A 26,303-nucleotide genomic window follows, 5' to 3' on the forward strand; every position below is an offset into this window, starting at 1 on the left:
AAAGCGGGTCGGGGATATAAAAAATGTATAAAAATAGCCGTAATATCAGGCGGCTTCCAACTGCCAGATGCGGCTCAGATCCACGCCGTCCCAGCCACCGTTATCTTCGGCACAGACAATACTGTCAGTACAGAAACTGTCGCCCAGATCCAGTACCTCAGGTTTAATTTCCCGTTGCGCATGCAGTGACCAGAAAACATGCACCTTGGGTCGCTGTAATGACTTATCTCCGCCCTTCACCACCAACGCGATGCGGCCTGATGCCAGGCGGACCAGCGAACCGACAGGATACAGACCGATGGTACTGACAAAAGCGTGCAGTAAGGTGGTGTCAAAATGCCCCTGCCAGCTCAACATCATCTGCAGCGTTTTGGCGGGCGTCCAGCCTTTACGGTAGGGCCGCGTTGAGGTCAGCGCATCATAAACGTCACAGATGGTCGTCATGCGGGAATACACGCTAATCTCATGGCCCTTCAGGCCATAGGGATAGCCAGTGCCGTCATATTTTTCATGATGATGCAGCGCTATATCGACCAGATCGTCGCCCGCATGGGCATCCATCAGCATCTGCGCACCGGCAATCGGATGTTCACACATCACCTGAAACTCATCGTCGCTGAGCTTATCGGGTTTATTGAGAATAGAGAGTGGCACCGCCGCCTTACCCAAATCATGCAGTAATCCGCCCATGCCGACCCGTTGCAGTTGCTGAGCATCCAGCCCCAGCTTTTTACCAAAGGCGATCATGAGCCCACATACCGCCATAGAGTGCAGATAGGTGTAGTTGTCATGATCTTTAAGCTGCGCCACACGTAACAGCGCCGAAGGCTCACGTTCGATGGAACCGGCAATCTGATCGACAATCGCAATCATATCGCTGAGATTCAGGCCATAGCCCAGGCGTGCCTCGTTGAACATGGCCAGCACCTTTGGCTTGCCCTGTTCAAAGATATGCTGTGCCTGCTCCATTTCCTGAGAGAACGGCGCGCGGATGCCTGAATCGACTTTTTTCGGCGCAGATGGCGTCAATGAAATCGATTTCTCCATATCGATCCATAAACGCGCTATGCCTTCATGACGAAACATCAAAACCTGACGTTGATCGGTGATCAACATCTGGTTGCGAATGCGTTTGTCTTTAAACCACCAGACTTCGAGTTTGTGGACGAACATACCCGGTTTCAGTTCGTCGATTGTTATGAGTTTAATCACAATCTCCCTCCAGAGTATCAGCGGGTGATATCGTGATATCGGCAGGCACTCGGTTTTATGCAGGTCATTTTGTGCGAACTGTGGTGCAGCACAAATTTTAGACGCCAGAGAGAGCGTTTTCCCGTTCACCGGTAAAAGAAAACGGGCGTGGTTACGCTTTCTCAGTGAGCAATATTGCCATCATCACCACATCGTGAAGTTTACCTTCACGCAGCGATGCCTGACGACGGACGCCCTCACGCTCAAAGCCCAGTCGTTCATAGAGCGCTAACGCCCGATGATTATCGTGGAACACTTCCAGCTCCATGCGGGTGATGCCCAGCCAGTTACGGGCATAATCCATGGCGTTACGAATTAAATGCGCGCCGATGCCGCGACCGGAAAAGGCAGGATTGACGCCAATACCGAAACTGATGCAGTGCCGGGTACGCGGATTATGATTAGTGAACAGCGTGAGTTCGCCCACCATTTCACCGTCAACTTCGGCGATAAAATTGATAAAGCCTTCCGCATCCATCTTTGCAAACTTCTTCTCCCAGGTGGCTACGCTGGGAAAAGGCAACTGTAGCGTCCAGGGATAAACGTCCGGATGACCGTAAAGACGTTGATAAGCCGCCGCATCGTGCGGCTCACGGCCGCGCAGAGTGATATCCATATTTAATCCTTTTTAATCGGGCATACACATGCACTAAGCTGTAACTCTTATCGAACGGAAAGAGTGCCTCTATGTTGTATCGTCGTTTCGAACGTTTTATCAATATTTTTCAGGATGCACCGACCGACATGCCGCCCTCGCGGGTTTGGCCGTTTTATTTTTACTATCTGCGCCAGGTATGGCCGAGCTTTGCCGCGTTGCTGGTGGTGGGATTAATCGGCGCGCTGATTGAGGTAGCGCTGTTCAGTTATCTGAGCCGCATTATTGATTTGGTGAACCACTCTACGCCGGCCACGTTGTTCCGGGATAACTGGCAAACGTTGTTGTGGATGGGCTGTGTTGCGCTGATACTGCGGCCGGTTTTTATTGCGCTGCACGATATGCTGGTTCATCAGAGCATCAACCCCGGCATGACCAGTATGATCCGCTGGCAGCATCATAATTATGTCCTGCGGCAGAGCATGAACTTTTTTCAAAACGACTTTGCCGGGCGGATTGCGCAACGTATTTTGCAAACCGGTAACTCGCTGCGCGACTCTGCGGTGCAACTGGTGGATGCGATCTGGCATGTGCTGATCTATGCCGCAACGGCGCTGGTACTGTTTGCAGAAGCCGACTGGCGCCTGATGATTCCATTGATTATCTGGATTGTGGCCTACGTTGCCGCGCTGCGCTATTTCGTGCCACGGGTTAAATCCCGTTCGGTGGTGTCGTCAGAGGCCCGCTCGAAGCTGATGGGCACCATTGTTGACGGCTATACCAACATCGCCACCATTAAGCTGTTCGCGCACAGCGATCTGGAACGTCAGTACGCCCGCGAAGCGATTCAGGAGCAGACGGATAAGACGCAGCAGGCTAACCGGATGGTGACCAGCATGGATCTGACGCTGTCGACGCTGAACGGGATGTTGATTGTCTCAACCTCTGGCCTGGCACTGTGGCTGTGGAGCGAATCGCTGATTAGCGTAGGGGCGATTGCCCTGGCAACCGGCCTTGTGATCCGCCTGGTCAACATGTCCGGCTGGGTGATGTGGGTCGTCAACGGTATTTTTGAAAACATCGGCATGGTGCAGGACGGACTCAACACCATTTCACAGCCGCTCAGCGTGCAGGACGCTCCCAAAGCAACCCAACTGAAGGTGGCGCAAGGTGAGATTCGTTTTCAGGACATCCGTTTTGACTACGGTGGCGGCCGTCCGGTCATTGATGGCCTGAATCTGACCATCAAACCCGGTGAAAAGATTGGCCTGATTGGGCCTTCCGGTGCGGGTAAATCCACCCTGGTGAACCTGTTGCTGCGCCTGTACGACCTCAACGGTGGTCGTATCCTGATTGACGGTCAGAATATTGCAGAGGTGACGCAGGAGAGCCTGCGCAGCCAGATCGGGATGATCACCCAGGATACCTCACTGCTGCACCGTTCCATCCGCGAAAACCTGCTGTACGGACGACCAAATGCCAGTGAAGAGGCGCTTCAGTTAGCCATCCAGCGCGCCCGCGCCGATGAGTTTATCCCGTTGCTGTCCGATTCACAGGGCCGTTTTGGCCTGGATGCCCATGTGGGCGAACGCGGCGTGAAACTGTCAGGCGGTCAGCGCCAGCGCGTGGCCATCGCCCGTGTGCTGCTGAAAGATGCGCCGATCCTGATTATGGATGAAGCGACGTCCGCGCTCGACTCGGAAGTGGAAGCCGCGATTCAGGAAAGCCTGGAATCCTTGATGAAGGGTAAAACCGTGATTGCCATTGCTCACCGTCTGTCCACCATCGCCAAAATGGATCGTCTGGTGGTGCTGGAAAAAGGCCAGATTGTGGAAATCGGTAGCCATCAGGAGCTACTGGCACAAAACGGCCTGTATGCCCGTCTGTGGCAGCACCAGACGGGGGGATTTGTGGGCGCAGATTAATCGCCGCGTCGATAGGGCAAGGCGTCACGGGCTTCATCGGCCCACAGGTGGACGCCTTGCCGCTCCTGCTGCAAAAAATCCTCCACGGCGGCGCGCAGGCCGGGATGGCACAGATAGTGCCAGGAGTGGGTAATCTGGGGTTCAAAACCCCGCACCAGCTTGTGCTCGCCCTGCGCGCCAGCATCAAAGCGTTGCAGCCCTTCCGCTATAGCGAAATCCATCCCCTGATAAAAGCAGGTTTCAAAGTGGAGCCGGTCAAATTCCGCCAGGCATCCCCAGTAGCGGCCATACAGGCTTTCGCCATCTTTAAGATAGAAGGCCATCGCCGCAGGTTGCTGCTGTAAACGGGCGATGACGACGCGAATATTGTCCGGCATCCTCTCAGCCAGCAGGCTGAAGAAGGCACGGGTCAGATAGGGACGCTGACCGCGCACCACATACGTATTGGCATAGCAGGTATAGACAAAATCCCACTGATCCTCACGCAGTTGATCGCCGCGATACCAGTCAAATGCAAAACCGCTCTGTACGACCTGCTCGCGCTCTTTACGCAACTGTTTACGTTTCCGAGACATCAGCGTATCCAGAAAGTCCTGAAAGTCGCGATAGCCCCGATTGTGCCAGTGATACTGGCAGCCCAGTCGTGCCAGCCAGTCAGGTTGCGCCGCCAGCAAGACGTTCGCTTGCGGATCGGTGAAGTTGATATGCGCACCACTTAACCCCTGCTCCGCCAGCGCGTCCGGTAACGCAGCAAGAAGCCGGGCGGCGGCATCCGGTGCACCAAGCACGCGTGCGCCAGTAACCGGGCTGAAAGGAATCGCGCCCAGCCATTTTGGGTAGTAAGGAATGCCGGCACGCTGGCAGGCATCGGCCCAGGCGTGATCGAACACGTATTCACCCTGAGAATGGAATTTTTGATAGCCGGGAAGGACGGCGCGAAGCTCGCCTGCCTCACGCCAGAGGAGATGATCGGACTGCCAGCCCCTTTCTGGCCTGACGCTGCCGCTTTCCTCCAGGCTCAGTAAAAATGCGTGACGTAAAAAGGGCTGTTGATCGGTCAACAGGGCATCCCATTCAGCGGCAGGAATGTCTGAAAGCGAACTCAGGTGAAACAACGACATGCATAACTCCAGACGGCAACCGGTGACACAGTAGTCAAGCAGGTTTTAGGTTTCAGGGAAAGGAGGAGGGCACGGAATGCTTCATGCAGACCCCGCTCAGGCGCACGCGCTACCTGAAGCGTAGTTTGGTTTTGACGTTAATCCCGTCACCTGTTCAAATGCCTGCAGAATCTGACAAAAAACAGCGAAGGAACGGGCATGGCTAAAGCATTGGTGATCTTTCTACACGGCGTGGGCAGTAACGGAGACGATCTGGCCCCGATTGGCGACTACTGGACCACCCTGCTCCCGGATGTCGCCTTTGCGTCACCGGATGCGCCTTACGCCTTTGAACATGGCGCGGGCTATCAGTGGTTCAGCCTGGCCGATATTACGCCAGAAAATCGTCCGGGTCGGGTGCGTGAGGCCCGTGAGGCCTTTGACAGCGTTATCCGTCATCTGATGTCTCAGAACGGGATGGCAGACCGCTGGGAAAACGTCATCCTGGTGGGCTTTTCCCAGGGGTCAATTATGGCGCTGGACCTGCTGGCTTCCGGGCGTTATCCCCTGGCGGGCGTGGTGGCGTTTTCGGGGCGACTGGCCTTTGACGGCCCGATCACGCCACAGGCTCACACGCCAGCCCTGCTGATTCACGGCCGGGCCGACACGGTGATACCGGCCAGTGAAAGTGAGTCGGCGGCGACTCGCCTGAAAGCGGTGGGCGTCCCGGTCGAAGCGGTGTTTGAACCTCAGACCGGCCACACCATCTCAGCCCAGGGCGCAATGCATGCCGCCGGGTTTATTGCCCAGTGCTTACAGGACTAAACACGCTTTCACCACCGCAGGCACGCCGGTTTCGCCGCTGCGTTAGCCCAACAGGTTAACGAGCGCGAAACCGGCAAAGCACATCAGCAATGAGCCAATGACATGGACCAGTGCACTGCTCATTGCCCACAGGTATTTGCCAGACTGCAACAATGTCATTAACTCCGCCGAAAACGTCGAGAACGTGGTGAGTCCGCCACATAAGCCGGTGGTAATTAATAATTTCCAGGCCGGGTCGAGCTGGGGATGCCTGACGAACCAGGCCATGGCACCGCCAATCACAAATCCGCCAATCAGGTTCACTAACAGCGTGCCCGGCGGCAGATTGGGAAATAACGCGTTAAACCGCATGGCGAACCACCAGCGCAACACACAGCCAATACTGCCGCCCAGAATCACAGCGAATAGCGGTTTTAACATCACAGACTCCATTTCAGGATTGGCGCAGAAGACGGTGGAGGGCAAGAAAAAAGCATACACCTGACACACCGACTCCCGCGAAAGGATTAAGGATAATGTCAGGCGTCATCAGCCGCAGGTTACGCCTGCAGGCGGTTGGGAAAGGTGGAACGCCATCACCTTATGCGGGCCATCATACGATGCCTTTTTCTGGCTGGCAACCGTGGTTGAGCGGAGAGAATCGTTACGTGAACTGACGTCAGCGCAGCACCTTGTGCCGCCGCAAAGCAGAAGGTCCAGGCGGGCATGATTCAGGTTTCCCCGGTTGCCGTTTTGCGCTTAAATGTTTATCCGGCAGCGGCGTTGTAGAGCCGTTGAATGCCTTTCGCCAGCGGCGAAGGGGTAAAACTCTCTTATGGAGCGGCCTGTGCGAACTGTCATTTTTGATACTGATATCGGTGTAGACGATGCCTTTGCCCTGGCTTATGCCGCCCGCACCCAACATTTGCTGGGCATAACCACCGTGTTTGGCAACGTTGCCGTCGGACAGGCCGTGAGAAACGCCAGGCTGTTTTGCCAGAAAATGGCGATTGATGTGCCGGTTTACCGTGGCTGTTCCCGTCCACTGGCCCAGGCACCCAGTGCGCCCGCCCGACTGCACGGCGAAGATGGCCTGGGCGATGCCTTTGATAATCCCTTCAGCGACAAGGCACCCGGTGCGGTGCAGTTTATTATCGACAGCGTGCGGGCCAACCCAGGTGCGGTCACCCTTGTCGCCATTGGTCCGCTGACCAATATCGCCAGCGCAATCAATCAGGCACCCGATATCATTCCGTTGGTAAAAGAGTTAGTCGTGATGGGCGGCGCATTTGGCACGGACGGGCACTGCGGAAATGTGACGCCCTTTAGCGAATTTAATATCTGGAAAGATCCGCACGCCGCCGATCAGGTTTTTTCCTCCGCCTTACCGATCGTGCTGATCCCGCTTGATGTGACCCATAAAGTATTGATCCACAGTGAAGAGGTGGATCGGCTTAATCAGCCGGTGCTGCGTGCCATCTGTCGCCCTTATCTGGCCTACAGTCTTGAGAAAGAAGGATTTTCTGGCATGGCGCTGCACGACACGCTGACCCTCTCCTGGCTCTGCCTGCCAGAGGCGTTCACGCTGGTGGAAAGCCCGCTTCGGGTTATTACGGAAGGCATTGCCCGCGGTCAGACGGTGCGTCAACAGAGTACGCTGGCTTCCCGGCATAATCCCTTCCGCGATCTTCCCCGGCAGCGCATCGCATTAGGCGTCGACGCGGAGGCGGTGCGACAACACTTTTTTCAGGTACTCAGTCGATAAACCTGGCGGCCACCGTTAGCGATCAAAATCGATAACGCCTTTAATCAACTCACGATTGTTAATGACCGCTTCCTCAAACTGCTCTGCCAGCGTCGAGAAGGCGAAACGCTGGTTGAGCATCATTTCTGCACGCAGTTTCCCTGCGGCCATGAGTTCACGCACCCGGTCAAAATCTTCGCGCGTGGCATTCCGGCTGCCCATTAGCGTGCTCTCTTTTTTGTGGAATTCGCTGTCGGGGATGACCAAATCGCCTTTATGCAGGCCCACATAAACCACCGTGCCGCCGTGACGAATCAGGCTAACCGCCGCGTTCATCGCTGCCGGATTACCTGTGGCATCGATCACGGTTAACGCCAGTTGCCCGTTAAACCCGGCACGCAGTGCAGCAATAAAATCAGCTTCCGCCGGATTCAGCGCAAGGAGGCCGAGCTGCTGACTGACGTGCTGACGACGGTAATCACTGGTGTCGGCCACGATCACCTGCGCGCCATTGGCTGCGGCGATAGCCGCTGCACCCAGGCCAATAGGACCGGCGCCCACCACCAGCACCTGATCGCCCTGTGCCACCGCCGCACGCCTTACCGCATGGGCGCTGATCGCAAAGGGTTCGATCAATGCTGCCGCCTCGGGTGCCAACTCATCCACCGCCAGCAGGTTTGCGGCGGGCACGCTGAGATAGTCGCAAAAGCCGCCATCCTGATGCACGCCAATCACCGAAATGTTCTCACAGCAGTTGGTTTTACCGCTTTGGCAGGCATCGCACTCATAGCAGGAGAGGTAAGGAATCAGCGCCACCCGCTGACCGACGGCAAAACCCTGCACGGCGCTGCCCGTTTCAACAATGTCTGCACAGAGTTCATGCCCGAGTACGCGTGGATAGCTAAAAAAAGGTTGGTTTCCTGCCCAGGCGTGGATATCGGTGCCGCAGATGCCGGCACTGACGAGTTTAATCAGCGCCTCCGCAGGCGCAGGACGGGGGACGTCGCGCGTGGTCCAGACCATGTTGCGTGGTTCGGTGATGACTAGTGCTTTCATTGTTGTCATGGTAATTCTCCCGTTAGCGTTAGCGCAGTTATGGCGAATCTTGCCGCAATAACGGTTTTCCTTTGCTCAATCTGTGAAGCGTGACGGTTTTTTTGGGACTTCAATGGTTTTTAATGCTTAAAAAACCGGAGCCGCTCATGAGCCGTAGCCAGAATTTACGCCATAACGTGATTAACCATATGCTGGAGAGCATTGCCCAGGGCCACATCCAGTCGCCACTTCCGCCCCAGGCCGCGCTGGCTGAGATGTTCAACATCAGCCGTACCACGGTGCGCCATGCTTTGCGCTATCTGCATGAACGTGGCGTTCTGGAAACAGTGAATGAGAGCTGGGTTATCGTACGCGAGCCTGAAGCAGAAGACGGCCTCAGCGCCGTTGCCCCCGCCATTGAGCAGCAGGCCAGCCAGGTGGAAAAACGCTTTTTTGATATGATCAATCAGCGACTGCTGCAGCCCGGCGATACCTTCAGTGAATTACAGCTGGCCAGGCAGGCCAACGTCAGCCCGGTGGCGGTTCGCGAATTCCTGCTGCATTTTATGCGCTATAACCTGCTGGAGCCGGTAAAACGTGGTCACTGGCAGATGAAAAAGTTTTCGCAAGAGTACGCTGAAAAGTTATTTGAACTGCGTGAAATGCTGGAAACCCATGCGCTTACCCGCTTCCTGAATTTGCCCAGGGAGGATGAGCGCTGGATTCAGGCGCGAGATCTGCTGGATCGGCACCGATCGATGCGCGAAACCATCGCCAGCAACTATCGCCATTTTGCTGCACTGGATAAAGAGCTGCACTGGCTGATTCTGTCGGCCGCCAATAACCCCTTCTTTAATCAGTCGCTGGAGATTATTTCGGTGATTTTCCATTCGCATTATCAGTGGGATGAAAGCGATCTTAAGCAGCGAAATATCGTCGCGCTGGAAGAGCATATGGCGATTCTGTCTGCTTTGATTGGCCGCCGGGATGTGGATGCGCTGTGCGCGTTGCATAACCATCTGGCGACCGCCAAGCGTTCAATGGTGCGGAGCATTAATCAGTACAATTAAAACCCGATTAAAAACCACAAAGCATTAGCTCCCGCACGATTTTGAAACAACTTTACAACATCTCGCTTTTATTCCCATTACTCTCAGCGCAACGCACCGACGGCCCTGTGCCGTTGGGCGACATTGCTACTCATCATAATGATAAATCGCCTGTCCAGGGAGATTGCCATGGAACACAGATCGGTTGTTGATCACGCGAATCCGCCCGACACCTCGCCCGGCGAGGCGTTTGTGCCGTTGCGCAGTGATATCGTGCGCTCGCCGCGCATTCGTAAAGTCCAGATTACCGCCATGCTGCTACTGCTGTTTGCTGCCATCATTAACTACCTGGATCGCAGCTCACTGTCTGTGGCCAACATGACCATTCGGGGTGAAATGGGACTCAGCGCCACCGAGATCGGCGTGCTGCTGTCGGCGTTCTCGCTGGCTTATGGGCTGGCACAGTTGCCCGCAGGTGCCCTGCTGGATCGTAAAGGGCCGCGCATTATGCTGGCCCTGGGAATGTTTATCTGGTCGCTGTTCCAGGCCGCGTCCGGTCTGGTGCATAACTTTACCCAGTTTGTCCTGGTGCGAATTGGGTTGGGCATTGGTGAAGCCCCCATGAATCCTTGTGGGGTAAAGGTCATCAACGACTGGTTTAACATTAAAGATCGCGGTATGCCGATGGGGATGTTTAACGCCGCCTCCATGATTGGCTTGTCCATCGCGCCGCCCATACTGGCTGCCATGATGCTGGTTCTGGGCTGGCGCGGCATGTTTGTCACCATCGGTATTCTGGGTGTGTTTCTTGCCCTCGGCTGGTACCTGGTTTACCGCGATCGCGATAACAAACAGCTAAGCGCTGAAGAGATCCACTACCTGCAGGCAGGCAGCGTGGCATCGCGTAAAGAGCCGATCAGTTTTCGCGAATGGCGCGGATTGTTTAAACAACGCACCATGTGGGGCATGATGATTGGCTTCAGCGGTATTAACTATACCGCCTGGCTGTACATTGCCTGGCTGCCGGGCTATCTGCAATCGACCTATCATCTTGATTTGAAAAGCACCGGTTTACTGGCGGCGATTCCTTTCCTGTTTGGTGCTGCGGGCATGTTGCTAAACGGCTATGTGGTTGATGCGCTGGTCAGACGCGGTTGGGATGCGGTAAAAACCCGTAAAGCCTGCATTGTGAGCGGCATGATCCTGTCGGCAGGTTTTACCGCCATCGTGACGCGCGCCACCGACACCACCAGCGCTGTGACGCTGATCGGTATGGCGCTGTTTTGTATCCACTTTGCCGGCACCTCCTGCTGGGGCTTGATCCATGCCAACGTCACCGCCCGCATGACGGCGTCCGTGGGCAGCATTCAAAACTTTGCCAGCTTTATCTTTGCCTCTTTTGCGCCAGTCATCACCGGTTGGGTGCTGGATACCACTAAATCATTCAGCCTGGCGCTGATGATTTGTGCCTGCGTCACCCTGGTCGGCGCGCTGGCGTACCTGCTGCTGGTGCGCAACCCCATTACCGACGGCACCTGATTCAGGTCAGCGCCTGGAGGGTGACGCCGTGGCGCGCACCGTAACGCTGAATCCCCGCAATCACGTTATCGACACTGAGTGGCGGCGGGACAGGCAGCAGCGGTGCGCGTTCCCGGAGCGCCGAATCGAACCGTGAAAAGGTGGAAAAATCGTGAGGGAAGCGCGTTTCATCTACCCCGACGAATGCCCCCTCTTCCCTGGCAAAGGCTAACAGCTGTTTCCAGCGATCGATGTCCGCCAGGCCGATGCTGTCAGTGCCATGGGAATAGAGCATCATGTCGATATGGTTAAAAGGCGGCTGCTTCTCAAGAAAGCGTTGCAGTGCATCCGCCGACGGCACGGACGGAAACATCAGCCAGAAGGGAATCGCGTGCTGCTGCATGCTGCACCAGGGGTCCATCAGTAAAAAGCTGTCTACCGTCAGCCGGGCTGGCAGTATGCCCGCCGCCAGATACCAGTCACGGTAAATTTCGGCGACCACAAAACTCAGCGCCTCCGGGTCATCGTAACGAATCTCCATCAGCGTCCAGCGCTGGGCTTCTGCCAGTTTTTTCAGCGGAGGAATCAGGTAGCCGTCCAGCCCCCACTCCGCCTCAGGGACATGATCGGTGATGGCAGGTGGCTCCCAGCGCGCGCGATCCACGCCTGCCCGCGCCAGGTATTCGGCGACTCTCGGCCCGCCGCGCAAATACTCGTTTTCGGTTGCACCGCCGGGTGCGCCAAACTGGAAGAAAGAGCGATCACTGGTGCGCGTTACCGGCCACTGTCGCGTGCAGTGATTAATGAACAGCGTTGCTCCCGCCGGTAATCCGCCCAGCAGAAACTCATTGAAGGCCAGCGGCATGTCGCGCAACTTAAGGCGGAAGTCGTGCATTTTCTCCAGCAGGAGGCGATCCTGACTCGGATCTTGCATGTGATGTACCGCCAGCTTCGGCCAGGTCGCCAGCAGTGCCGCCGCCACGGCCTTACCTTCCTCGAATCCTGACTGGGCATCATCCGGGTCGTTCTGCTGCATGCGTACCGGGCACAGAAAGGTTTGCGGCAGCCACGGCGTTCCCATCGCCGCGGCCAGGTGCACCAGGGCACCATTGGTGGCACCCACAAATGCAGCCGGATAGTCGCGTTGAGGATAGGTGCTGACCATCCATTCGGCGATACCTTCTATATCCAGCTCGCTGGCCTGTTTATGACTGATGCCCTCGGCCAGACCGCTGACCGCATAGCCCCACTCACGCAACCGGGTCGGTAAGCGATCAAACGAAGGCAATAAGCGGTCTAACATCGGTGACTGGCTCGGGCTGGCAAAAGGCCGATCGTGAAGTGCATTCGCTAAGGTCAGCAACATTGTGGCGGCTGAATCAAACCGGGCGATGCCCTTGGGCGGTTTACTCATGCTGGCTCTCCTGCTGAATACGCGCTAAAAAAGGCCGGATGGCGTGGCAGAAACTCCACGGATAAACGTAGTGCAGCCTGTGCGTCCCGCCGCGTAAGGTGATTTTTTCGCTGTGCGGTAACAGCCCCGCCAGCTCATCCAGCCAGCGCGCCGGGCAGACCGGATCGCGTGAGCCTCTCAGCAGTAAGGTTGGTGCAGTGACATAGGTAAGATGGTGTTCGATGGGATCGTTCAGCATGGCTCGCATCGTGCCAACGGCGCGCGGCAGGCCGGCTTTGGCCCAGTCGATCCGGGCCAGCGCGCCCGGCGAGCGATGCGCTTCCATCCGGCTGTTACGCCAGCCTCGCCACATCTGACGTACCAGGCTGCGCGCATGGCGATCGGCAGTGGGTCCCTGTAGCACCAGTCCCGCCACCGCTTCAGGGTATTTATCCGCCAGCGCCGCCAGTACCTGACAGCCAAAAGCGCTGCCCACCCAGATTGCTCGCTGAAAACCGTTGTGCTGCAACCACTGCCACAGGATATCGGCCAGTTCATTAACCGACAGAACAGGGGCCGATGCGGGCAATGCGCTGCCGCCGAAGCCCGGCAGGTCGGGAACCAGGACGTGATAATCCCGTCCCAGCGCCAGTGCGAGCGGCTCCATTGAGCGCCCCGACATCACCAGGCCGTGGATTAGTACAACAGGCAAGCCGTGGGGTTCCTCAGGCGTCACGCGGGTAAACATGCGCCAGTCGCCTATCTGTTGATAGTAACCCGCTAATCCCGCGTGATGGCTGCGTGGCGAAACGGGTGGCGTTTGCTTCATTTGCTGCCAGCGTTTCGTGCCCCATACGACCGCCGCGACACCTAAACCAATCCCGGCGGCTAGCGCCATGCCCTGCCGCTTTTTACACTGGATGGTACGCCTCATCAGCTGCTCCTGTTCCTGGGTATCCATTGAGTGTAGGACGGGAATCGCAGAGACAGGCGGTTAATGCATGCTGTCAGGCAATGGTGTTACGCAGGCGACCGATTTTTTCGATCTCCACTTCAATCACATCACCACTAAACATGAACAGCGGCGGCGTACGTTTTTTGCCCACGCCGCCCGGTGAACCGGTAATAATGACATCCCCTGGCGACAGCGGACTAAAGGCGGAAATGTATTCAATAATTTTGGCGACCGGATGCACCATGCTGGCGGTGGTATCGTTTTGCACTTCCCGACCATTCAGCACCGTTTTAATGGTTAACTGCTGTGGTTCAGGAATGTCGTCGGCGGTGGTCATCCAGGGCCCGAAGCCCCCGGTCTGCGGCCAGTTCTTGCCGGCGGTAAACCAGGTAAACTGCATAGCTGCATTGCTGCCTCGTCATGGCTACGGGTGATAACCCTATGTTTTAAAAGAAATCGGTGCGCAGCGTAGCAAAAAACGCGATAAAAATCGTACATCGATTGGCACAGTGGATGTCCAGATGTATCACGTTATGTCAGCAGGAAGTGTGTGGATAACGAAAGCTGAAAAAGTCGCCGTTACGGCGCTATGCAATCAAAGCGGGGAAGCGAAAACGGGGGTGATAATCACCGGTCTGTCCCTGACCGCGACTATCGAGGGTATTCGGTGGGCGCTTAGTTGAGCGCGCCGGGTGGTACGTGTTTAAAGGTTTCAACATAAGCGTGGAACACGTACTTAAAAAAACGTTTCATACATCATCCGGTTAAAATTTTGTTGAATAACTACAGGAAAAGTATAGCGCCTGCTGTTTTAATCAGCAATAAATTTTGAACCAGATCACAAAATTCACGTTTACACCCGTTACTGAAACAGGGCCAAATGCTCAATAAGAATGGTTGAACCGATAGCGATCAGGACCAGCCCGCCCAGGACTTCAGCCCATTTGCCTAAAACCGGCCCGATGAAACGACCAATCAGCACGCCCGTGGTCGCCATTACGGTGGTGGCGGCCCCGATAGTCAGCGCCGTGGTGACGATATTGACCTGCAGAAACGCCAGTCCGACCCCTACCGCCAGAGCATCAAGGCTGGTCGCGACTGCGGTGGTGGCCAGTACCATAAAGCCATGACTTTGCGGCGCTTCGCACGGCTCGGCGGCGGTTTTGCGGAAGCCTTCCATCATCATACGCGCGCCCAGGAAGGCCAGGAGGAAAAAGGCGATCCAGTGATCCCATGCGGCAACATACTGGCTGGCAGCCAGACCCAGCGCCCAGCCGATAAGGGGCGTCAGAGCTTCAATACAACCGAAAATCAGACCGGTCCGCACGGCTTCTTTCAGGCCAGGGCGATGCAAGGCCGCACCTTTGCCCAGCGCGGCGGCAAATGCGTCCATTGACATTCCAAGAGCAAGAATAAGGGTGGCAATAAAGGTCATGATTTGTTCACTTGGGATGAAAAAGCACGACTTCATGCTAAATCCATCACACAAATTGCTCGGTAATTTAAAAAGTGCGCGCAGTCTACCACGCGATTATCGTTATAAAAAGACAATAAAATCAGGGATTTAAGTATAGCCAAGGCTATAACTCATAACATCCGCTATGAATGCAGCTAAGTTAATGTCATTTAAGCCTTTTCTGCGCCGTTTCGACATAACCATGACAGGCACAGACATCCCGTGATTGAACCCTGGCACGGAATACCGGAAAATATCGGGCTGATAAACAGGGAACACTGCTCATGAATAACCCTTTCGAATCCTTAATCCTTCCCGGCGGCACTTTGCTGCTGGGCTTTCTGTCTGCCCTGCTGCTACCCGCACCGGCTTTTAGCCTGACGGTAGCGCAGCATTTACAGCAGATGTTCCATTTGCAGGATCTCAGCCAGCTGTACACCCTGGTATTCTGTCTGTGGTTCTTGTTACTGGGCGCGCTTGAGTTCTTTGTGATCCGCTTTGTCTGGCGGCGCTGGTTCCGCGTGTGAAGCTGACGCATCCCGGCACATCGGCCAGCTGAACCTGCGTTCTGGGGTTTAAGGCCCTGCGCTGTTTTCTCTTCTGAAGAAAATCTGAAAGTGGGACGAAAACCGCATGTCGTTCACCTCGGGGCGTAAGGGTATCGCGGCGTCAAGGCCGCGTCCTTAGGTCACAAAAATGTAACATTTGTTTTACACAGACAGGCCCATTCTCCCTGCGAGTACAAATTCATCCACAGGAATAAAATTAAATAAAGTCTATTTTTCATTAATTTAAATTATTCCTTCCGCCATGTGACATTTTCAGCCTGCACCATTACAAAGCAATCCCGCAACATCTCATTTTATTTAACCTGCTAATCTACAAGGAAAAATCACTTATGGCGGACTTGCCATTATGATTATTTCTTATGCTGAATCATTTCTGCATTTAAAAAATAAACAAATGTTTAAATCGGATGCGAGAATGTTATATTTGAGCAACAAAGCATAACGTTCAGTTAACTCGTTATCGTCGCTTTAACCCATACCTGAGTCTTAACCCGGAAGTAGCGCAACGCGCTCATCAGAAGCGTGACTATTTCGCCTGCAACACTGTTGAGCTTCAGGTCAACAGAAGAGGAGATGTCGCCTCATGTGCAAATCAGCTGTAAATCTTGCGCTCACAATGAGTGTTAGCGGAAAGGACACCACCAGGGCGCAGGAGCGTAAAGACGTTGATGTACTGCTTATTGGCGCAGGCGTCATGAGTGCTACGTTAGGAACCTGGCTTCAGGATCTTGAACCAGACTGGTCCATTGAAATGGTGGAGCGGTTGGGGCATGTCGCCGAAGAGTCCTCAAATGGCTGGAACAATGCAGGTACAGGCCATGCGGCGCTGGCCGAGTTGAACTATACGCCGCAGAAAGCCGATGGCAGTATCGATATCGCGAAAGCGGTGGCGATCAATGAGTCATTCCAAATCTCCCGTCAGTTCTGGGCTTACCACGTTCAGAAAGGCAATCTGCACACACCAAAAAGCTTTATTCACAGCACGCCACATATGAGCTTTGTCTGGGGCGATGACAACGTGGCGTTTCTGCGTAAGCGCTTTAATGCCTTGCAGAAAAGCACGCTATTCCGTGGTATGGCTTACTCTGAAGATCCGCAGCAAATCGCACAGTGGATTCCACTGGTGATGAAAGGCCGGGCCGACAGTCAAAAAGTAGCGGCGACCTGGACAGACATGGGCACCGACGTGGATTTTGGTGAAGTGACGCGCCAGCTGATTAGCTCACTGGAGAAAAAAGCCAACTTCCGTTTGCGCATGAATCAGGAAGTCCGCGAAATCACTCGTCTTAACGATGGTCGTTGGCAGGTGACACTTGTCTGCCTGACGGACGGGACACGCCGCACGTTGACGGCCGGTAAGATTTTTATTGGCGCAGGCGGGGCGGCGCTGCCGCTGCTGCAGAAGGCCGGTATTCCGGAAGCTAACGGTTACGCGGGCTTCCCGGTCGGCGGTTCCTTCCTGGTCACCGAGAATCCCGAGGTCGTGAAACAGCACATGGCGAAGGTGTACGGCAAAGCGAGCGTGGGCGCACCACCGATGTCTGTGCCCCACGTCGACACGCGCGTGCTGAACGGCAAGCAGGTTCTGCTGTTTGGTCCTTTTGCGACCTTCTCAACCAAATTCCTGAAGCAGGGCTCGCTGCTGGATATGTTTGCCTCGCTCAACAGCACCAACGTGATGCCGATGATTAAAGTCGGGCTGAAAAGCTTTGACCTGGTGAAATATCTGATGGATCAGGTACTGCAAAGTGACCGTGATCGTATGGATGCGCTACGTGCTTATGTGCCGCAGGCGAAACAGGAAGACTGGCGCCTGGTGACGGCCGGACAGCGCGTACAGATCATCAAGAAAGATGAGAAAGAAGGCGCGGTGCTGCGTTTAGGTACGGAAGTGGTGTCGTCCGAAGACGGCTCAGTCTCTGCGTTGCTGGGTGCTTCGCCGGGTGCCTCCACTGCGGCACCTATTATGCTGGAGCTGCTGCATAAGGTGTATCCAGAGCAGATGGCTTCGCCGGAGTGGCAAAATAAAATTCGTGCCGTGGTGCCGTCCTGGGGACGCAGGCTGAATGGTGATGTGGCCCTGACCGAAAAAGTGCTGGCAAAAACCAGCCGCATCCTGCAGCTCGAGTACACGCCGGTTACGCCAGTGGCCGCAAACGATGAGGGCCGTGAAACCGCCTTTGTTATCGGCAAATAAGCCGCCCTTGATACAGAAGGCCTCGCACTGCGAGGCCTTTTTGTTTACCGCTTGCCTGGTTGACTGCCACATTCTCTATTAGGGTTAAATCTGCCTTAATGCAGGAGGACATGTCATGGCCCAACCGAACACTGAACACGAACTCGCCTTGCTTGACCGCTACTGGCGCGCCGCTAACTATTTGTCTGTCGGGCAGATTTATTTAATGGATAATCCATTATTACGCGAGCCGTTAACACCACAGCATATTAAACCGCGTTTACTGGGGCACTGGGGCACAACGCCCGGGCTTAATTTTATCTATGCCCATTTAAACCGCATCATTCGTCAGCGCGATCTAAACCTGATCTATATCTGTGGCCCCGGTCATGGCGGTCCGGGCATGGTGGCGAACACCTGGCTCGAAGGCAGCTACAGCGAAATCTATCCGCATATCAGTCAGGATGCCGCGGGCATGCAGAAACTGTTTAAACAGTTTTCCTTTCCGGGTGGCATCCCCAGCCATGCCGCGCCAGAAACCCCGGGCTCGATTAATGAAGGGGGTGAACTGGGCTACTCCCTGTCACATGCGTTTGGTGCAGTCTTTGATCATCCCGATCTGATTGCGCCCTGCGTGATTGGCGACGGCGAAGCAGAGACCGGTCCGCTGGCTTCCAGCTGGCACGGTATTAAATTTCTGAACCCGCAACGGGACGGCGCCGTGCTGCCAATCTTACACCTGAATGGCTATAAGATTGCCAACCCGACCATTCTGGGCCGCGCCAGTGACGACGACCTACGCCAGCTGTTTCGGGGCTACGGCTATGAGCCCCTGTTTGTCTGCGGTCATGAACCCGAGACGATGCACAAGCTGATGGCCGACACGCTGGATCGCGCATTTTCTGAGATTGCGGCGTTTCAACAGGCGGCACGCGGCGGTTCGCCGACGCAGGCGATTCCCCACTGGCCGATGATTATTCTGCGTAGTCCCAAAGGCTGGACCGGCCCCAAAACGGTCGACGGCAAGAAGGTGGAAGATTTCTGGCGGGCACATCAGGTGCCGGTTGCCGCCTGTCGGGAAGATGACGGTCATCGGGACATCCTGGAAAACTGGATGCGCAGCTATCACCCGGAAGACCTGTTTGACGAACAGGGACGCCTGATGCCGGAACTGCAGGCGCTGGCCCCTCAGGGTGAAAAACGCATGGGCGCGTCCCCGTTCGCTAACGGCGGCTTACTGCGCCGTGAGCTTGCCACGCCCGACATTCGCGAATTTGCCTTCGACACGCAGCAGCCCGGCTCACAGGCAGGACAGGCGACAGAACAGTTTGGCCGCTACCTTAACGTCATATTCCAGCGCAACCAGGATAATTTTCGGCTGTTTGGCCCGGATGAAACGGCCTCTAACCGGCTGACACCGGTCTTTGAGACCACCAGCCGCACCTGGCTCGAAGCCATGGAGCCTTACGACGAGCAGTTAGCTGCTGATGGGCGAGTGATGGAGATTCTGAGTGAGCATCAGTGCCAGGGCTGGTTGGAAGGGTATCTGCTTACGGGCAGGCACGGTTTATTTAACTGCTACGAGGCCTTTATCCACATCATTGACTCCATGTTCAACCAGCATGCCAAATGGTTGAAGGTGACGCGCAAACTGGGCTGGCGTAAGCCCATTTCTTCCCTTAACTATCTGCTCTCTTCCCATGTCTGGCGTCAGGATCACAATGGTTACAGCCATCAGGACCCGGGGTTTATTGACCACGTTGCCAATAAAAAAGCCGATATTGTGCGTATCTACCTGCCACCCGATGCCAACACCTTGCTGTGGGTGGGCGATCACTGCCTGCGCACCTGGGACCGCATCAACGTGATTGTGGCAGGCAAGCAGCCTTCGCCTCAGTGGCTGGATATGGACAGCGCCATCACCCATTGTGAGGCCGGGATGGGTGAATGGCGCTGGGCCGGAACAACCCCCGAGAACGCAGAGCCGGATGTGGTCATGGCCTGTGCGGGCGATGTTCCCACCATGGAAACCCTGGCGGCGGTAGATTTACTGCGCACCTTCCTGCCTGACCTGCGCATTCGGGTGGTAAACGTGGTGGACCTGCTGGCACTGCAAACCCAGAAACAGCATCCGCACGGTAAGTCAGAAGAGGACTTTGACGCACTGTTTACCGCCGACAAGCCCGTGATTTTTGCCTTTCACGGTTACCCCAGCTTGATTCATCGCCTGACCTGTCAGCGCAATAACCATCGTAATTTCCATGTGCATGGCTTTAATGAAGAGGGCACGACGACCACGCCTTTCGATATGACGGTGCTTAACGAGCTGGATCGCTATCATCTTGCCCAGGCCGCTATTCGTCACGTCCCGGGGCTTGCCGAACGTCACCCTGAGCTGCTCGACGACCTGGAGCAGCGACTCGCCGAGCATCATCGCTACGTGCGGATTCATGGCGAAGATGTCCCGGAAGTACAGAACTGGAAGTGGCCCTCAGCGACCGCGTCAGGCGCACCGGATTAAAAGGTCCTGAAGGCATCAACCAACATCCAGATCGTGGTTGCCACCAGCGACAGCGCCATCAGGCTGTTAAACAACTGACGTTTCCAGTGAATTTGCAGGTGACCGCGCAGGCGGTCACCCAGTGCGGCCCATAATAAAATGCACGGCAGATTCAGCAGCATGAAAGCGCCCATCACGGTCAGCACGCCACTGCTGGCGCTGTACAGCAGTGCCACGTTGCTGGCCATTAACCAGGCTTTGGGATTAATAGCCTGAAAACAGGCACCGCCCACTAAGGTCATGGGCTGCGGCTTTACCCGGGCTTCGGGTGCATTCGCCCGGAATATTTTCCAGGAGAGCCATAGCAGATAACCACATCCCACCAGCGTCAGCGGCAAACGCACAGAGGCCATCCAGTGCAGCAGAAGTTCCAGCGCCAGTCCTGCAATCGCGGTTTGCAGCGCACAGCCGATCAGAATGCCAAACACCATCGGTAGCGTACGGCGCATACCAAAATTGACACCCGACGTGGCAAGCAACAGGTTATTCGGCCCCGGTGTAATCGACATCACGGTGACATAACTGAAGAATGAGGGATCGAGCATAGTGGCGTTCCTGATAATCGAAAGTACCCTCATGCTACGATGAGAAAAGTTATGGTAACAGAGACAAGAAATCGCTATTTTGATGGGTACAATCACAACTGATTTCAACTGTACCTGTCGCGCCCGGAGGCAATTGTGTCCCCTGAAACCCCATCCGATCAAACGCTCTACCAGCAGTTGGCCGACAGCTTTGCCGAGGCGATTCATAAAGGCACATTAAAACCGGGAAAGCGTTTGCCCGCCATCCGGCGCGTCGCGCAGTCACATCAGGTGAGCGTGAATACCGTACTGAATGCCTGGCAACTGCTGGAAAACCGTGGGCTGATTGAGGCGCGCCCGCAATCGGGCTACTACGTGCGCGGCGTGCTGCCGATGGTGACGCGAAATGCGCAGCACTCTGCCCGGGTGGTCCGCGATCCCAGTAATGAAAAGCTGGATTTGATTGATAAGGTGTTCGCCGCGCAAAATCACCCTGATTACACCAATATATCGCTGGCCTGCCCGCAGGACAGCGATCTGTTTCCGTCAGCCAGACTGGCGCGCATTACGGCATCTTTATTGCGGCGTGATCCACACCTTATTGGACGCTACGCGCTTCCGCCCGGTAGTGAGCGCTTACGGGAGGAGATTGCGCGTCGTGCATTGCATGCCGGGCAATCGCTTACCGCCGACGATATCACCCTCACCCATGGCTGTATGGAAGCGCTACAACTGGCACTCAGGGCGGTAACGAAGCCAGGCGATTGCGTCGGACTGGAATCCCCTACCTATTTCTTTCTGTTTCCCCTGCTGGCGTCCCTGGGCCTGAAGGCGCTGGAAATTCCTACCGATCCTCAGCGCGGTCTGTCACTGGACGCGCTTGAGATGCTGCTTCAGGAAAACCGTCTTCAGGCGCTGGTCGCCATGCCTTCGGCGCAAAATCCGCTGGGATTTTGTATGTCATTGCCTGACAAGAAAAGGCTCGCGAAGTTAGTGAATACTTACCAAGTACCACTGATTGAAGACGGTCTTTATGATGAGTTGCAGTTTGACTGGCCGCTCTCTCCTGCAGTTAAGTCGTTCGATCAGCATGGGTGGGTGCTCTACTGCACCAGCTTTACCAAAACCGTTGCGCCCGATTTTCGCGTCGGCTGGATTGCAGCCGGGCGCTTTCACGATGCCATTGCACGCCTGAAAGCCGTGTCATCAATGGCGGAATCGGCGCTGCTGTCGGAAACGCTGGCGGAGTTCCTTGCCAACGGGGGCTATGACCATCATCTGCGCAGCCTGCGCCGCAGCTATGCCAGCAATCTGGATGAGGCGCGCGGCTTGATTGCGCAGCATTTCCCTCAGGGCACCCAGGCCACATTACCGCGCGGTGGCTTTGTATTTTGGGTCGAACTGCCCGGCAAGGTGGATACGACGGAGATGTTTTCCCGTTTGTTGAAAGAGCAGATTTGCGTTACGCCGGGCGCGCTGTATTCGCTGAGCGAGCGCTATAACCATGCATTGCGCCTTTCATGCTGCTATCCGTTTGATCAGCGCTACGTTCGCGCCATCATCCGGGCCGGGAAGGTGGCCTGCGAACTGGCGGGCCTGCCGCCGGGTCAGGATCAGGGCGTGCCGTTACGTCCCCAGATGGTATAGCCGTGGCGCTCGGTCAGGCGTTCGTAATAGGTGCGCACGGCAGGCAGATCTGGATGATCAAGCGGCGTTTCGAACCAGCGGTTGACGGCCAGACCAATCGGTATATCCGCCAGACTGAAGTTCCGTCCGGCAACATAGCGACCGGTATGTTCGAGCTGCTGATTGAGAATACCCATGGTGTGGGACCAGCCTTTGCAGGCAGCGGCCAACAGCCTTGGGTCCTGATGGGCCGGTGAATTGCGCACCAGCGACATGAACGCATAGCGCCATGAGGTGTTAAGTTCTGTCGATTGCCAGTCCATCCACTGATCCACTGGCGCACGTGAACGCGGATTGTCGGGATAGAGCCAGTCGCCACCGTAGGCGGTCGCCAGATAGCGCAGGATGGCATTGGATTCCCATATAATCAGGTCTTGATCAATCAATACCGGGATCATGGCATTGGGATTCAGCGCGATAAATTCGGGAGAGTGCGTGGATTTGTACCCTTCCCCCCACTCTTCACGTTCGTAGAGCAGGTCCAGTTCGTCACACAGCCAGAGTACTTTGCGCACGTTGATTGAGGAGGCGCGTCCAAGAATTTTTAACATAGCAGGCTCCATCCAGTTGCTTAACTTATTCATAGCCCTGTTAACTGACATAAGCAATTGCCCGGGCAAGAAAAAACATCTTTACCTTATTCAAAAGGAGTGACAATGAACGTTGCGTTTAAACAAGTGGATGTGTTTACCTCGACCGCGTTTAACGGTAATCCACTGGCGGTCATCATGGACGCACAAGGTCTGGACGACAGCCAGATGGCGGCCATCGCACGCTGGACCAACTTATCGGAAACTACCTTTGTCCTGCCGCCGCAGGATAATCAGGCTGATTACCGCGTGCGTATCTTCACCGTTGAGGGCGAGCTGCCTTTTGCCGGTCATCCCACGCTCGGTACCGCTCATGCTTTACTGGAAGCGGGCTTCCAGACAAAAACGCCGGGGGTGATTATTCAGGAATGCGGCGTGGGCAACGTGAAGATAAAAATTGCCGACGATACCACCCTGGCCTTTGCCGCCCCGGCGGCCACCTTAACGCCTTTCCATGATGCACTCATTAGTGCAGCACTCAACAGTAACGCCGTCGATACAGCCCAGGAGGCCGTCGTGGTTGATATGGGCATTCGCTGGCTGCTGATCCCTATGGTCAGTGCAGAGGCGGTCCTGTCGATTACGCCTGATATTGCCGATTTGCAGCGACTCATCCATCACGCTAACGTGAGCGGCATCATGCCATTTGGTCCGCTGCCTGCAGGGGAAGCTGAGCACTATGAGGTTCGTGGTTTGCTGATTGAGCACGGAAGCCTGACCGAAGACCCGATCACCGGCAGCGCCAATGCCTGCCTGGCACGTTACTTCGCTGCTCAGGGCAAGACGCAAGATTACCGCGTCCGTCAGGGCACCCGGGTAAACCGAGAGGGACGCGTGACGGTGGAATATCAGGGCGATACGATCTGGATCGGTGGCAAAACCGTGACAGTGATAGAAGGCACGATTCAGTTGTAACTACACATTCGTAGAGGGTGGCATTGGGCGGCAGTTGATCGTCGCCCCCTGCTTTGAATAAATTTTATTAAGGCACATTCAGGAGTAAAAATCATTTCTTCTCTGTTTGACGTCCTCATAGACTTTTTGAGCAACATGATCATTTTCTTTATAAGCAATATCCTGGATGTCTATCGTTACACTTCCATCCAGGCCTGGGATGCTTTTCAAGTACTCCAGCAAATCCGAGTGTTCTAATTCGCTTATCAGGGGTTTTAGATAATTGTCTAAGGGGCTATGCTGAGGCTCATTCAGTTCAGAGGTAAGCGCATTCAAATAATCGTTTTTATTTGTCGCATGCCATTTAATAAGGAATCCAGCACGGCGGCACAATTCCGTATGAATTAACAACATCGTACGGCCGTTACCGTCAAGAAAAGGATGACCCCAAGCAAAAATACCCATGACCTTCCCCGGTTGCTGACGAAGTAGCGCAGGCTTATTAGCAATAGATAATCCCCATTCTACCGCTTTTTGGCATAATTCAGATGCTTCAAATTGTACAACCTTGCCCTTGCTTATCAGACGTCCTACGCCGAGGCTTAACCGATCTTTACCTGCCCATGGGTAAAAATCGCCAAAAAGAATATGGTGAACATGCAAAAAATCCTGATAAGTAATCAGTCTTTTTTTTGACTGCAGATAGCGCATTGCATCTTCAATATTTGCTTCAAAAAAAATATGCTCCTGACGTTTAAGAATGTCTATATCTTTAATGCGTTCGACATTACGAAGATAACCTGCCGTTTCGAAGTCACCAAAAGGATCAAACATATTATTCTTCCTTGAGATAATTTGTCAAAAGACGAGCCATCTGTGGCCCCGTTATGTAATTATTCTTTTTCAAACTAACTAGAGTCTTTTCCATAACATCCAGCTTTATATCATCTCCTGCGAGTCTGGTAATAGTTTCAGCAAAACCATCTAATCCACTACTGATAGGTTTAATATGATATTTGACGGCAAGCTTTTCAATAAAGTGCTTAACATTGACCGTAGGGAGTAGATCAACATCCACACTTAAAAGCACCTCATCATAAAGCTTTCTAGATCGATCCTGACTCGTTTTCTTATATTTTACAGGTATTCCATCAACCTCTATTTTTCGTGAAACATTATTCAAAACCGGATTAACCAAAAAGAAACGCTCACCACTTTGTTTTTTTATTTGAATGTCGCTAACAGGAATGCTGAGCTTCTTAAATATGGTATTCAACAACTCAATAAGACGATTGCTATCATTTTTTTTAAGTGCATTCTTTTTAGCATAAATGCCTTTCCCTGGACGATGTAAAACATCCATTCTCACCAATTCATTCAAGAACTTATTTACTTGTGAATGTCCGCCAAGGGTAGAAAACTCATCACGTAAAAAAACATCATCGGGCGACCTGTCAATTTTTTGAATGATACGATCTCTAATGTTCATACATCCCCCTGATAGCATCACTAGTTTAATATTATATTACGTATTCCTTTTTCACTCAAGATTTAGCTTAAAAGGTAAACAAAGGAATACGTTTGACTTATATTATTAATCAATGGCTTAAAATGAATACAATGGTCTTGGCAAAGTGGGTTTATCGATTTTCATACTTCAACCTTATGCTCAGGCATCAAATACTTTTTTCACAGCGCCTGACCGCCCGATGCTTCGATACGCTGCGCGGTGATCCAGCCGGTTTCATCACTGAGAATGGCACAAACGGCATCGCCGATATCGTCAGGCAGACCAACCCGGCCCAGGGCGGTAAAGGCCGCGATGGTGTCATTAACGGCTTTATCATCGCGCACGCGCCCACCACCAAAATCGGTCTCAATGGCCCCGGGTGCCAGAATATTCACGCGAATGCGTCGCTCGCCCAACTCTTTGGCCTGATAGCGAGTGAGCACTTCCATCGCACCTTTCATCGACGCATAGGTTCCTGAGCCGGGGTAAGTCAGGCGCGTTAATCCGCTGGAGATATTCAGAATGCGCCCGCCGTCCGCGATCGCTGGCAACAGTTTCTGGGTCAGGAAGTAAGGCCCCTTGAAATGCACATTCATCAGCGCATCAAATTCAGCCTCGGTGGTTTCACTAAAAAGTTTATAGTGACCCTGTCCGGCATTGTTCACTAAATAATCAAACGTCTCACGCTGCCAGTGCTGCTGCAGTGCATTTTTCACCTCAGAAATGAAACAATCAAACTGGCTCAGGTCGCCCACATCCAGCTTTAGCGCCACCGCGCGGCCGCCTGCGCGTTCAATTTCCCTGATCACGTCCTGCGCTTCATGTTGATGAGTGCGGTAAGTAAAAATAATATCCCGGCCTTTAGCTGCCAGTTTTACCGCTGCATTCCGGCCTAAACCGCGATTAGCCCCCGTAATCAAGACGATTTTACGACTCATGTTGGTTTCCTGTTGCAAAATTGAACACAGG

General features: G+C 54.4%; 24 protein-coding genes, 1 pseudogene and 1 riboswitch. Of the genes and pseudogenes, 10 read left to right on the forward strand and 15 right to left on the reverse strand.

Features of this window, described 5'->3' with window-relative positions; translation table 11 throughout:
- Positions 1-45: 45 nt before the first annotated feature.
- Positions 46-1,212 carry an HD-GYP domain-containing protein gene (locus NR177_RS19010; protein ID WP_256853411.1) on the reverse strand — a complete coding sequence of 389 codons (1,167 nt, stop codon included), beginning with the start codon at positions 1,210-1,212 and terminating at the stop codon, positions 46-48.
- A 151-nt stretch (positions 1,213-1,363) separates the two neighbouring features.
- Positions 1,364-1,867 carry a GNAT family N-acetyltransferase gene (locus tag NR177_RS19015; RefSeq protein WP_063877621.1) on the reverse strand — a complete coding sequence of 168 codons (504 nt, stop codon included), beginning with the start codon at positions 1,865-1,867 and terminating at the stop codon, positions 1,364-1,366.
- Positions 1,868-1,938: 71 nt separating this feature from the next.
- On the opposite strand from NR177_RS19015, the gene NR177_RS19020 reads away from it, so the two are divergent.
- The gene (locus NR177_RS19020) at positions 1,939-3,771 is read left to right on the forward strand and encodes an ABC transporter ATP-binding protein (protein WP_256853412.1); all 1,833 of its coding nucleotides are present in this window, start codon (positions 1,939-1,941) and stop codon (positions 3,769-3,771) included.
- Here NR177_RS19020 and NR177_RS19025 read toward each other — a convergent pair.
- A complete protein-coding gene (locus NR177_RS19025; protein WP_256853413.1) occupies positions 3,768-4,892 on the reverse strand; it encodes a GNAT family N-acetyltransferase in 1,125 nt (374 codons plus the stop codon). The genes NR177_RS19020 and NR177_RS19025 overlap by 4 nt on opposite strands.
- A 198-nt stretch (positions 4,893-5,090) precedes the next feature.
- Here NR177_RS19025 and NR177_RS19030 point away from each other — a divergent pair, with 198 nt between their 5' ends.
- Positions 5,091-5,696 carry an alpha/beta hydrolase gene (locus NR177_RS19030; RefSeq protein ID WP_063877624.1) on the forward strand — a complete coding sequence of 202 codons (606 nt, stop codon included), beginning with the start codon at positions 5,091-5,093 and terminating at the stop codon, positions 5,694-5,696.
- A gap of 42 nt (positions 5,697-5,738) precedes the next feature.
- Here the strand turns inward: NR177_RS19030 and crcB are convergent, their stop codons facing one another.
- Positions 5,739-6,116, reverse strand: a complete 378-nt coding sequence (crcB, locus tag NR177_RS19035) for a fluoride efflux transporter CrcB (RefSeq protein WP_063877625.1) — start codon at positions 6,114-6,116, stop codon at positions 5,739-5,741.
- A gap of 92 nt (positions 6,117-6,208) precedes the next feature.
- Positions 6,209-6,285: riboswitch (Fluoride riboswitch) on the reverse strand.
- A 237-nt stretch (positions 6,286-6,522) separates the two neighbouring features.
- Here crcB and NR177_RS19040 point away from each other — a divergent pair.
- A complete protein-coding gene (locus NR177_RS19040; protein ID WP_256853414.1) occupies positions 6,523-7,440 on the forward strand; it encodes a nucleoside hydrolase in 918 nt (305 codons plus the stop codon).
- Positions 7,441-7,455: 15 nt separating this feature from the next.
- Here NR177_RS19040 and NR177_RS19045 read toward each other — a convergent pair whose 3' ends face one another.
- Complete coding sequence (locus NR177_RS19045) at positions 7,456-8,484, reverse strand: zinc-binding alcohol dehydrogenase family protein (protein ID WP_218995839.1); 1,029 nt, start codon at positions 8,482-8,484, stop codon at positions 7,456-7,458.
- Between the two features lie 137 nt (positions 8,485-8,621).
- Between NR177_RS19045 and NR177_RS19050 the strand changes: the two genes are divergently transcribed.
- Together NR177_RS19050 and NR177_RS19055 are read left to right on the forward strand one after the other, a co-directional pair.
- Positions 8,622-9,524 carry a GntR family transcriptional regulator gene (locus NR177_RS19050; protein WP_063877627.1) on the forward strand — a complete coding sequence of 301 codons (903 nt, stop codon included), beginning with the start codon at positions 8,622-8,624 and terminating at the stop codon, positions 9,522-9,524.
- Positions 9,525-9,692: 168 nt separating this feature from the next.
- Positions 9,693-11,042, forward strand: a complete 1,350-nt coding sequence (locus tag NR177_RS19055; RefSeq protein ID WP_109717859.1) for an MFS transporter — start codon at positions 9,693-9,695, stop codon at positions 11,040-11,042.
- Between the two features lies 1 nt (position 11,043).
- Here the strand turns inward: NR177_RS19055 and NR177_RS19060 are convergent, their stop codons facing one another.
- The 5 genes and pseudogenes from NR177_RS19060 to mntP form a co-directional block, all read right to left on the reverse strand.
- Complete coding sequence (locus NR177_RS19060; protein ID WP_172897015.1) at positions 11,044-12,435, reverse strand: hypothetical protein; 1,392 nt, start codon at positions 12,433-12,435, stop codon at positions 11,044-11,046.
- Entirely contained in the window at positions 12,428-13,348 is a 921-nt protein-coding gene (locus NR177_RS19065) for an alpha/beta fold hydrolase (protein WP_241568215.1), read from the reverse strand. The genes NR177_RS19060 and NR177_RS19065 overlap by 8 nt, the downstream gene beginning before the upstream one ends.
- 73 nt (positions 13,349-13,421) lie before the next feature.
- Positions 13,422-13,769 (reverse strand): annotated as a pseudogene (locus NR177_RS19070) (fumarylacetoacetate hydrolase family protein); the annotation flags it as partial.
- Between the two features lie 275 nt (positions 13,770-14,044).
- Entirely contained in the window at positions 14,045-14,122 is a 78-nt protein-coding gene (gene azuC / locus NR177_RS24055; protein ID WP_112900613.1) for a stress response protein AzuC, read from the reverse strand.
- 109 nt (positions 14,123-14,231) lie between these two features.
- On the reverse strand, positions 14,232-14,804 hold the full coding sequence (gene mntP / locus NR177_RS19075; RefSeq protein WP_063881056.1) for a manganese efflux pump MntP: 573 nt from the start codon (positions 14,802-14,804) through the stop codon (positions 14,232-14,234).
- Between the two features lie 305 nt (positions 14,805-15,109).
- Between mntP and NR177_RS19080 the strand changes: the two genes are divergently transcribed.
- The 3 genes from NR177_RS19080 (at position 15,110) to NR177_RS19090 (ending at position 20,091) form a co-directional block, all read left to right on the forward strand.
- Positions 15,110-15,352, forward strand: a complete 243-nt coding sequence (locus NR177_RS19080) for a DUF1158 domain-containing protein (RefSeq protein WP_256853415.1) — start codon at positions 15,110-15,112, stop codon at positions 15,350-15,352.
- Between the two features lie 625 nt (positions 15,353-15,977).
- Positions 15,978-17,591: a malate dehydrogenase (quinone) gene (gene mqo / locus NR177_RS19085; protein ID WP_256853416.1), complete on the forward strand. Its 1,614-nt coding sequence runs from the start codon at positions 15,978-15,980 to the stop codon at positions 17,589-17,591.
- A gap of 115 nt (positions 17,592-17,706) precedes the next feature.
- Complete coding sequence (locus tag NR177_RS19090; RefSeq protein ID WP_256853417.1) at positions 17,707-20,091, forward strand: phosphoketolase; 2,385 nt, start codon at positions 17,707-17,709, stop codon at positions 20,089-20,091.
- Here the strand turns inward: NR177_RS19090 and NR177_RS19095 are convergent.
- Positions 20,088-20,675, reverse strand: coding sequence for a LysE family translocator (locus NR177_RS19095; RefSeq protein ID WP_063877634.1), 588 nt, complete (start codon positions 20,673-20,675; stop codon positions 20,088-20,090). The genes NR177_RS19090 and NR177_RS19095 overlap by 4 nt on opposite strands.
- A gap of 135 nt (positions 20,676-20,810) precedes the next feature.
- Here NR177_RS19095 and NR177_RS19100 point away from each other — a divergent pair, with 135 nt between their 5' ends.
- The gene (locus NR177_RS19100; protein WP_096012721.1) at positions 20,811-22,301 is read left to right on the forward strand and encodes a PLP-dependent aminotransferase family protein; all 1,491 of its coding nucleotides are present in this window, start codon (positions 20,811-20,813) and stop codon (positions 22,299-22,301) included.
- On the opposite strand, the gene NR177_RS19105 is transcribed toward NR177_RS19100, so the two are convergent.
- On the reverse strand, positions 22,268-22,891 hold the full coding sequence (locus tag NR177_RS19105) for a glutathione S-transferase family protein (protein WP_256853418.1): 624 nt from the start codon (positions 22,889-22,891) through the stop codon (positions 22,268-22,270). The two genes, NR177_RS19100 and NR177_RS19105, sit on opposite strands and share 34 nt — an antisense overlap.
- Before the next feature lie 105 nt (positions 22,892-22,996).
- Here NR177_RS19105 and NR177_RS19110 point away from each other — a divergent pair, with 105 nt between their 5' ends.
- Positions 22,997-23,845, forward strand: coding sequence for a PhzF family phenazine biosynthesis protein (locus NR177_RS19110; protein WP_256853419.1), 849 nt, complete (start codon positions 22,997-22,999; stop codon positions 23,843-23,845).
- A 78-nt stretch (positions 23,846-23,923) separates the two neighbouring features.
- On the opposite strand, the gene NR177_RS19115 is transcribed toward NR177_RS19110, so the two are convergent.
- From NR177_RS19115 to NR177_RS19125, 3 genes are all read right to left on the reverse strand, one after another.
- A complete protein-coding gene (locus NR177_RS19115; RefSeq protein ID WP_256853420.1) occupies positions 23,924-24,658 on the reverse strand; it encodes a Fic family protein in 735 nt (244 codons plus the stop codon).
- 1 nt (position 24,659) lies between these two features.
- Positions 24,660-25,313 (reverse strand): hypothetical protein, encoded by a 654-nt coding sequence (locus NR177_RS19120; RefSeq protein WP_082875152.1) that lies wholly within the window; start codon positions 25,311-25,313, stop codon positions 24,660-24,662.
- Between the two features lie 200 nt (positions 25,314-25,513).
- Positions 25,514-26,272: an SDR family NAD(P)-dependent oxidoreductase gene (locus NR177_RS19125; protein WP_256853421.1), complete on the reverse strand. Its 759-nt coding sequence runs from the start codon at positions 26,270-26,272 to the stop codon at positions 25,514-25,516.
- Positions 26,273-26,303 lie beyond the last annotated feature (31 nt).

Origin of the sequence: Pantoea sp. Fr+CA_20 (assembly GCF_024520835.1) — a bacterium.
Classification (GTDB): domain Bacteria; phylum Pseudomonadota; class Gammaproteobacteria; order Enterobacterales; family Enterobacteriaceae; genus Pantoea; species Pantoea allii.

Coding starts and splice junctions, on each gene's coding strand:
- NR177_RS19015 (WP_063877621.1), bottom strand. CDS start 1,867: ATGGATATCACTCTGCGCGGCCGTGAGCCGCACGATGCGGCGGCTTAT.
- NR177_RS19020 (WP_256853412.1), top strand. CDS start 1,939: ATGTTGTATCGTCGTTTCGAACGTTTTATCAATATTTTTCAGGATGCA.
- NR177_RS19025 (WP_256853413.1), bottom strand. CDS start 4,892: ATGTCGTTGTTTCACCTGAGTTCGCTTTCAGACATTCCTGCCGCTGAA.
- NR177_RS19030 (WP_063877624.1), top strand. CDS start 5,091: ATGGCTAAAGCATTGGTGATCTTTCTACACGGCGTGGGCAGTAACGGA.
- crcB (WP_063877625.1), bottom strand. CDS start 6,116: ATGTTAAAACCGCTATTCGCTGTGATTCTGGGCGGCAGTATTGGCTGT.
- NR177_RS19045 (WP_218995839.1), bottom strand. CDS start 8,484: ATGACAACAATGAAAGCACTAGTCATCACCGAACCACGCAACATGGTC.
- NR177_RS19050 (WP_063877627.1), top strand. CDS start 8,622: ATGAGCCGTAGCCAGAATTTACGCCATAACGTGATTAACCATATGCTG.
- NR177_RS19055 (WP_109717859.1), top strand. CDS start 9,693: ATGGAACACAGATCGGTTGTTGATCACGCGAATCCGCCCGACACCTCG.
- NR177_RS19060 (WP_172897015.1), bottom strand. CDS start 12,435: ATGAGTAAACCGCCCAAGGGCATCGCCCGGTTTGATTCAGCCGCCACA.
- NR177_RS19065 (WP_241568215.1), bottom strand. CDS start 13,348: ATGAGGCGTACCATCCAGTGTAAAAAGCGGCAGGGCATGGCGCTAGCC.
- azuC (WP_112900613.1), bottom strand. CDS start 14,122: ATGAAACGTTTTTTTAAGTACGTGTTCCACGCTTATGTTGAAACCTTT.
- mntP (WP_063881056.1), bottom strand. CDS start 14,804: ATGACCTTTATTGCCACCCTTATTCTTGCTCTTGGAATGTCAATGGAC.
- NR177_RS19080 (WP_256853415.1), top strand. CDS start 15,110: ATGAATAACCCTTTCGAATCCTTAATCCTTCCCGGCGGCACTTTGCTG.
- mqo (WP_256853416.1), top strand. CDS start 15,978: ATGTGCAAATCAGCTGTAAATCTTGCGCTCACAATGAGTGTTAGCGGA.
- NR177_RS19090 (WP_256853417.1), top strand. CDS start 17,707: ATGGCCCAACCGAACACTGAACACGAACTCGCCTTGCTTGACCGCTAC.
- NR177_RS19095 (WP_063877634.1), bottom strand. CDS start 20,675: ATGCTCGATCCCTCATTCTTCAGTTATGTCACCGTGATGTCGATTACA.
- NR177_RS19105 (WP_256853418.1), bottom strand. CDS start 22,891: ATGTTAAAAATTCTTGGACGCGCCTCCTCAATCAACGTGCGCAAAGTA.
- NR177_RS19110 (WP_256853419.1), top strand. CDS start 22,997: ATGAACGTTGCGTTTAAACAAGTGGATGTGTTTACCTCGACCGCGTTT.
- NR177_RS19115 (WP_256853420.1), bottom strand. CDS start 24,658: ATGTTTGATCCTTTTGGTGACTTCGAAACGGCAGGTTATCTTCGTAAT.
- NR177_RS19120 (WP_082875152.1), bottom strand. CDS start 25,313: ATGAACATTAGAGATCGTATCATTCAAAAAATTGACAGGTCGCCCGAT.
- NR177_RS19125 (WP_256853421.1), bottom strand. CDS start 26,272: ATGAGTCGTAAAATCGTCTTGATTACGGGGGCTAATCGCGGTTTAGGC.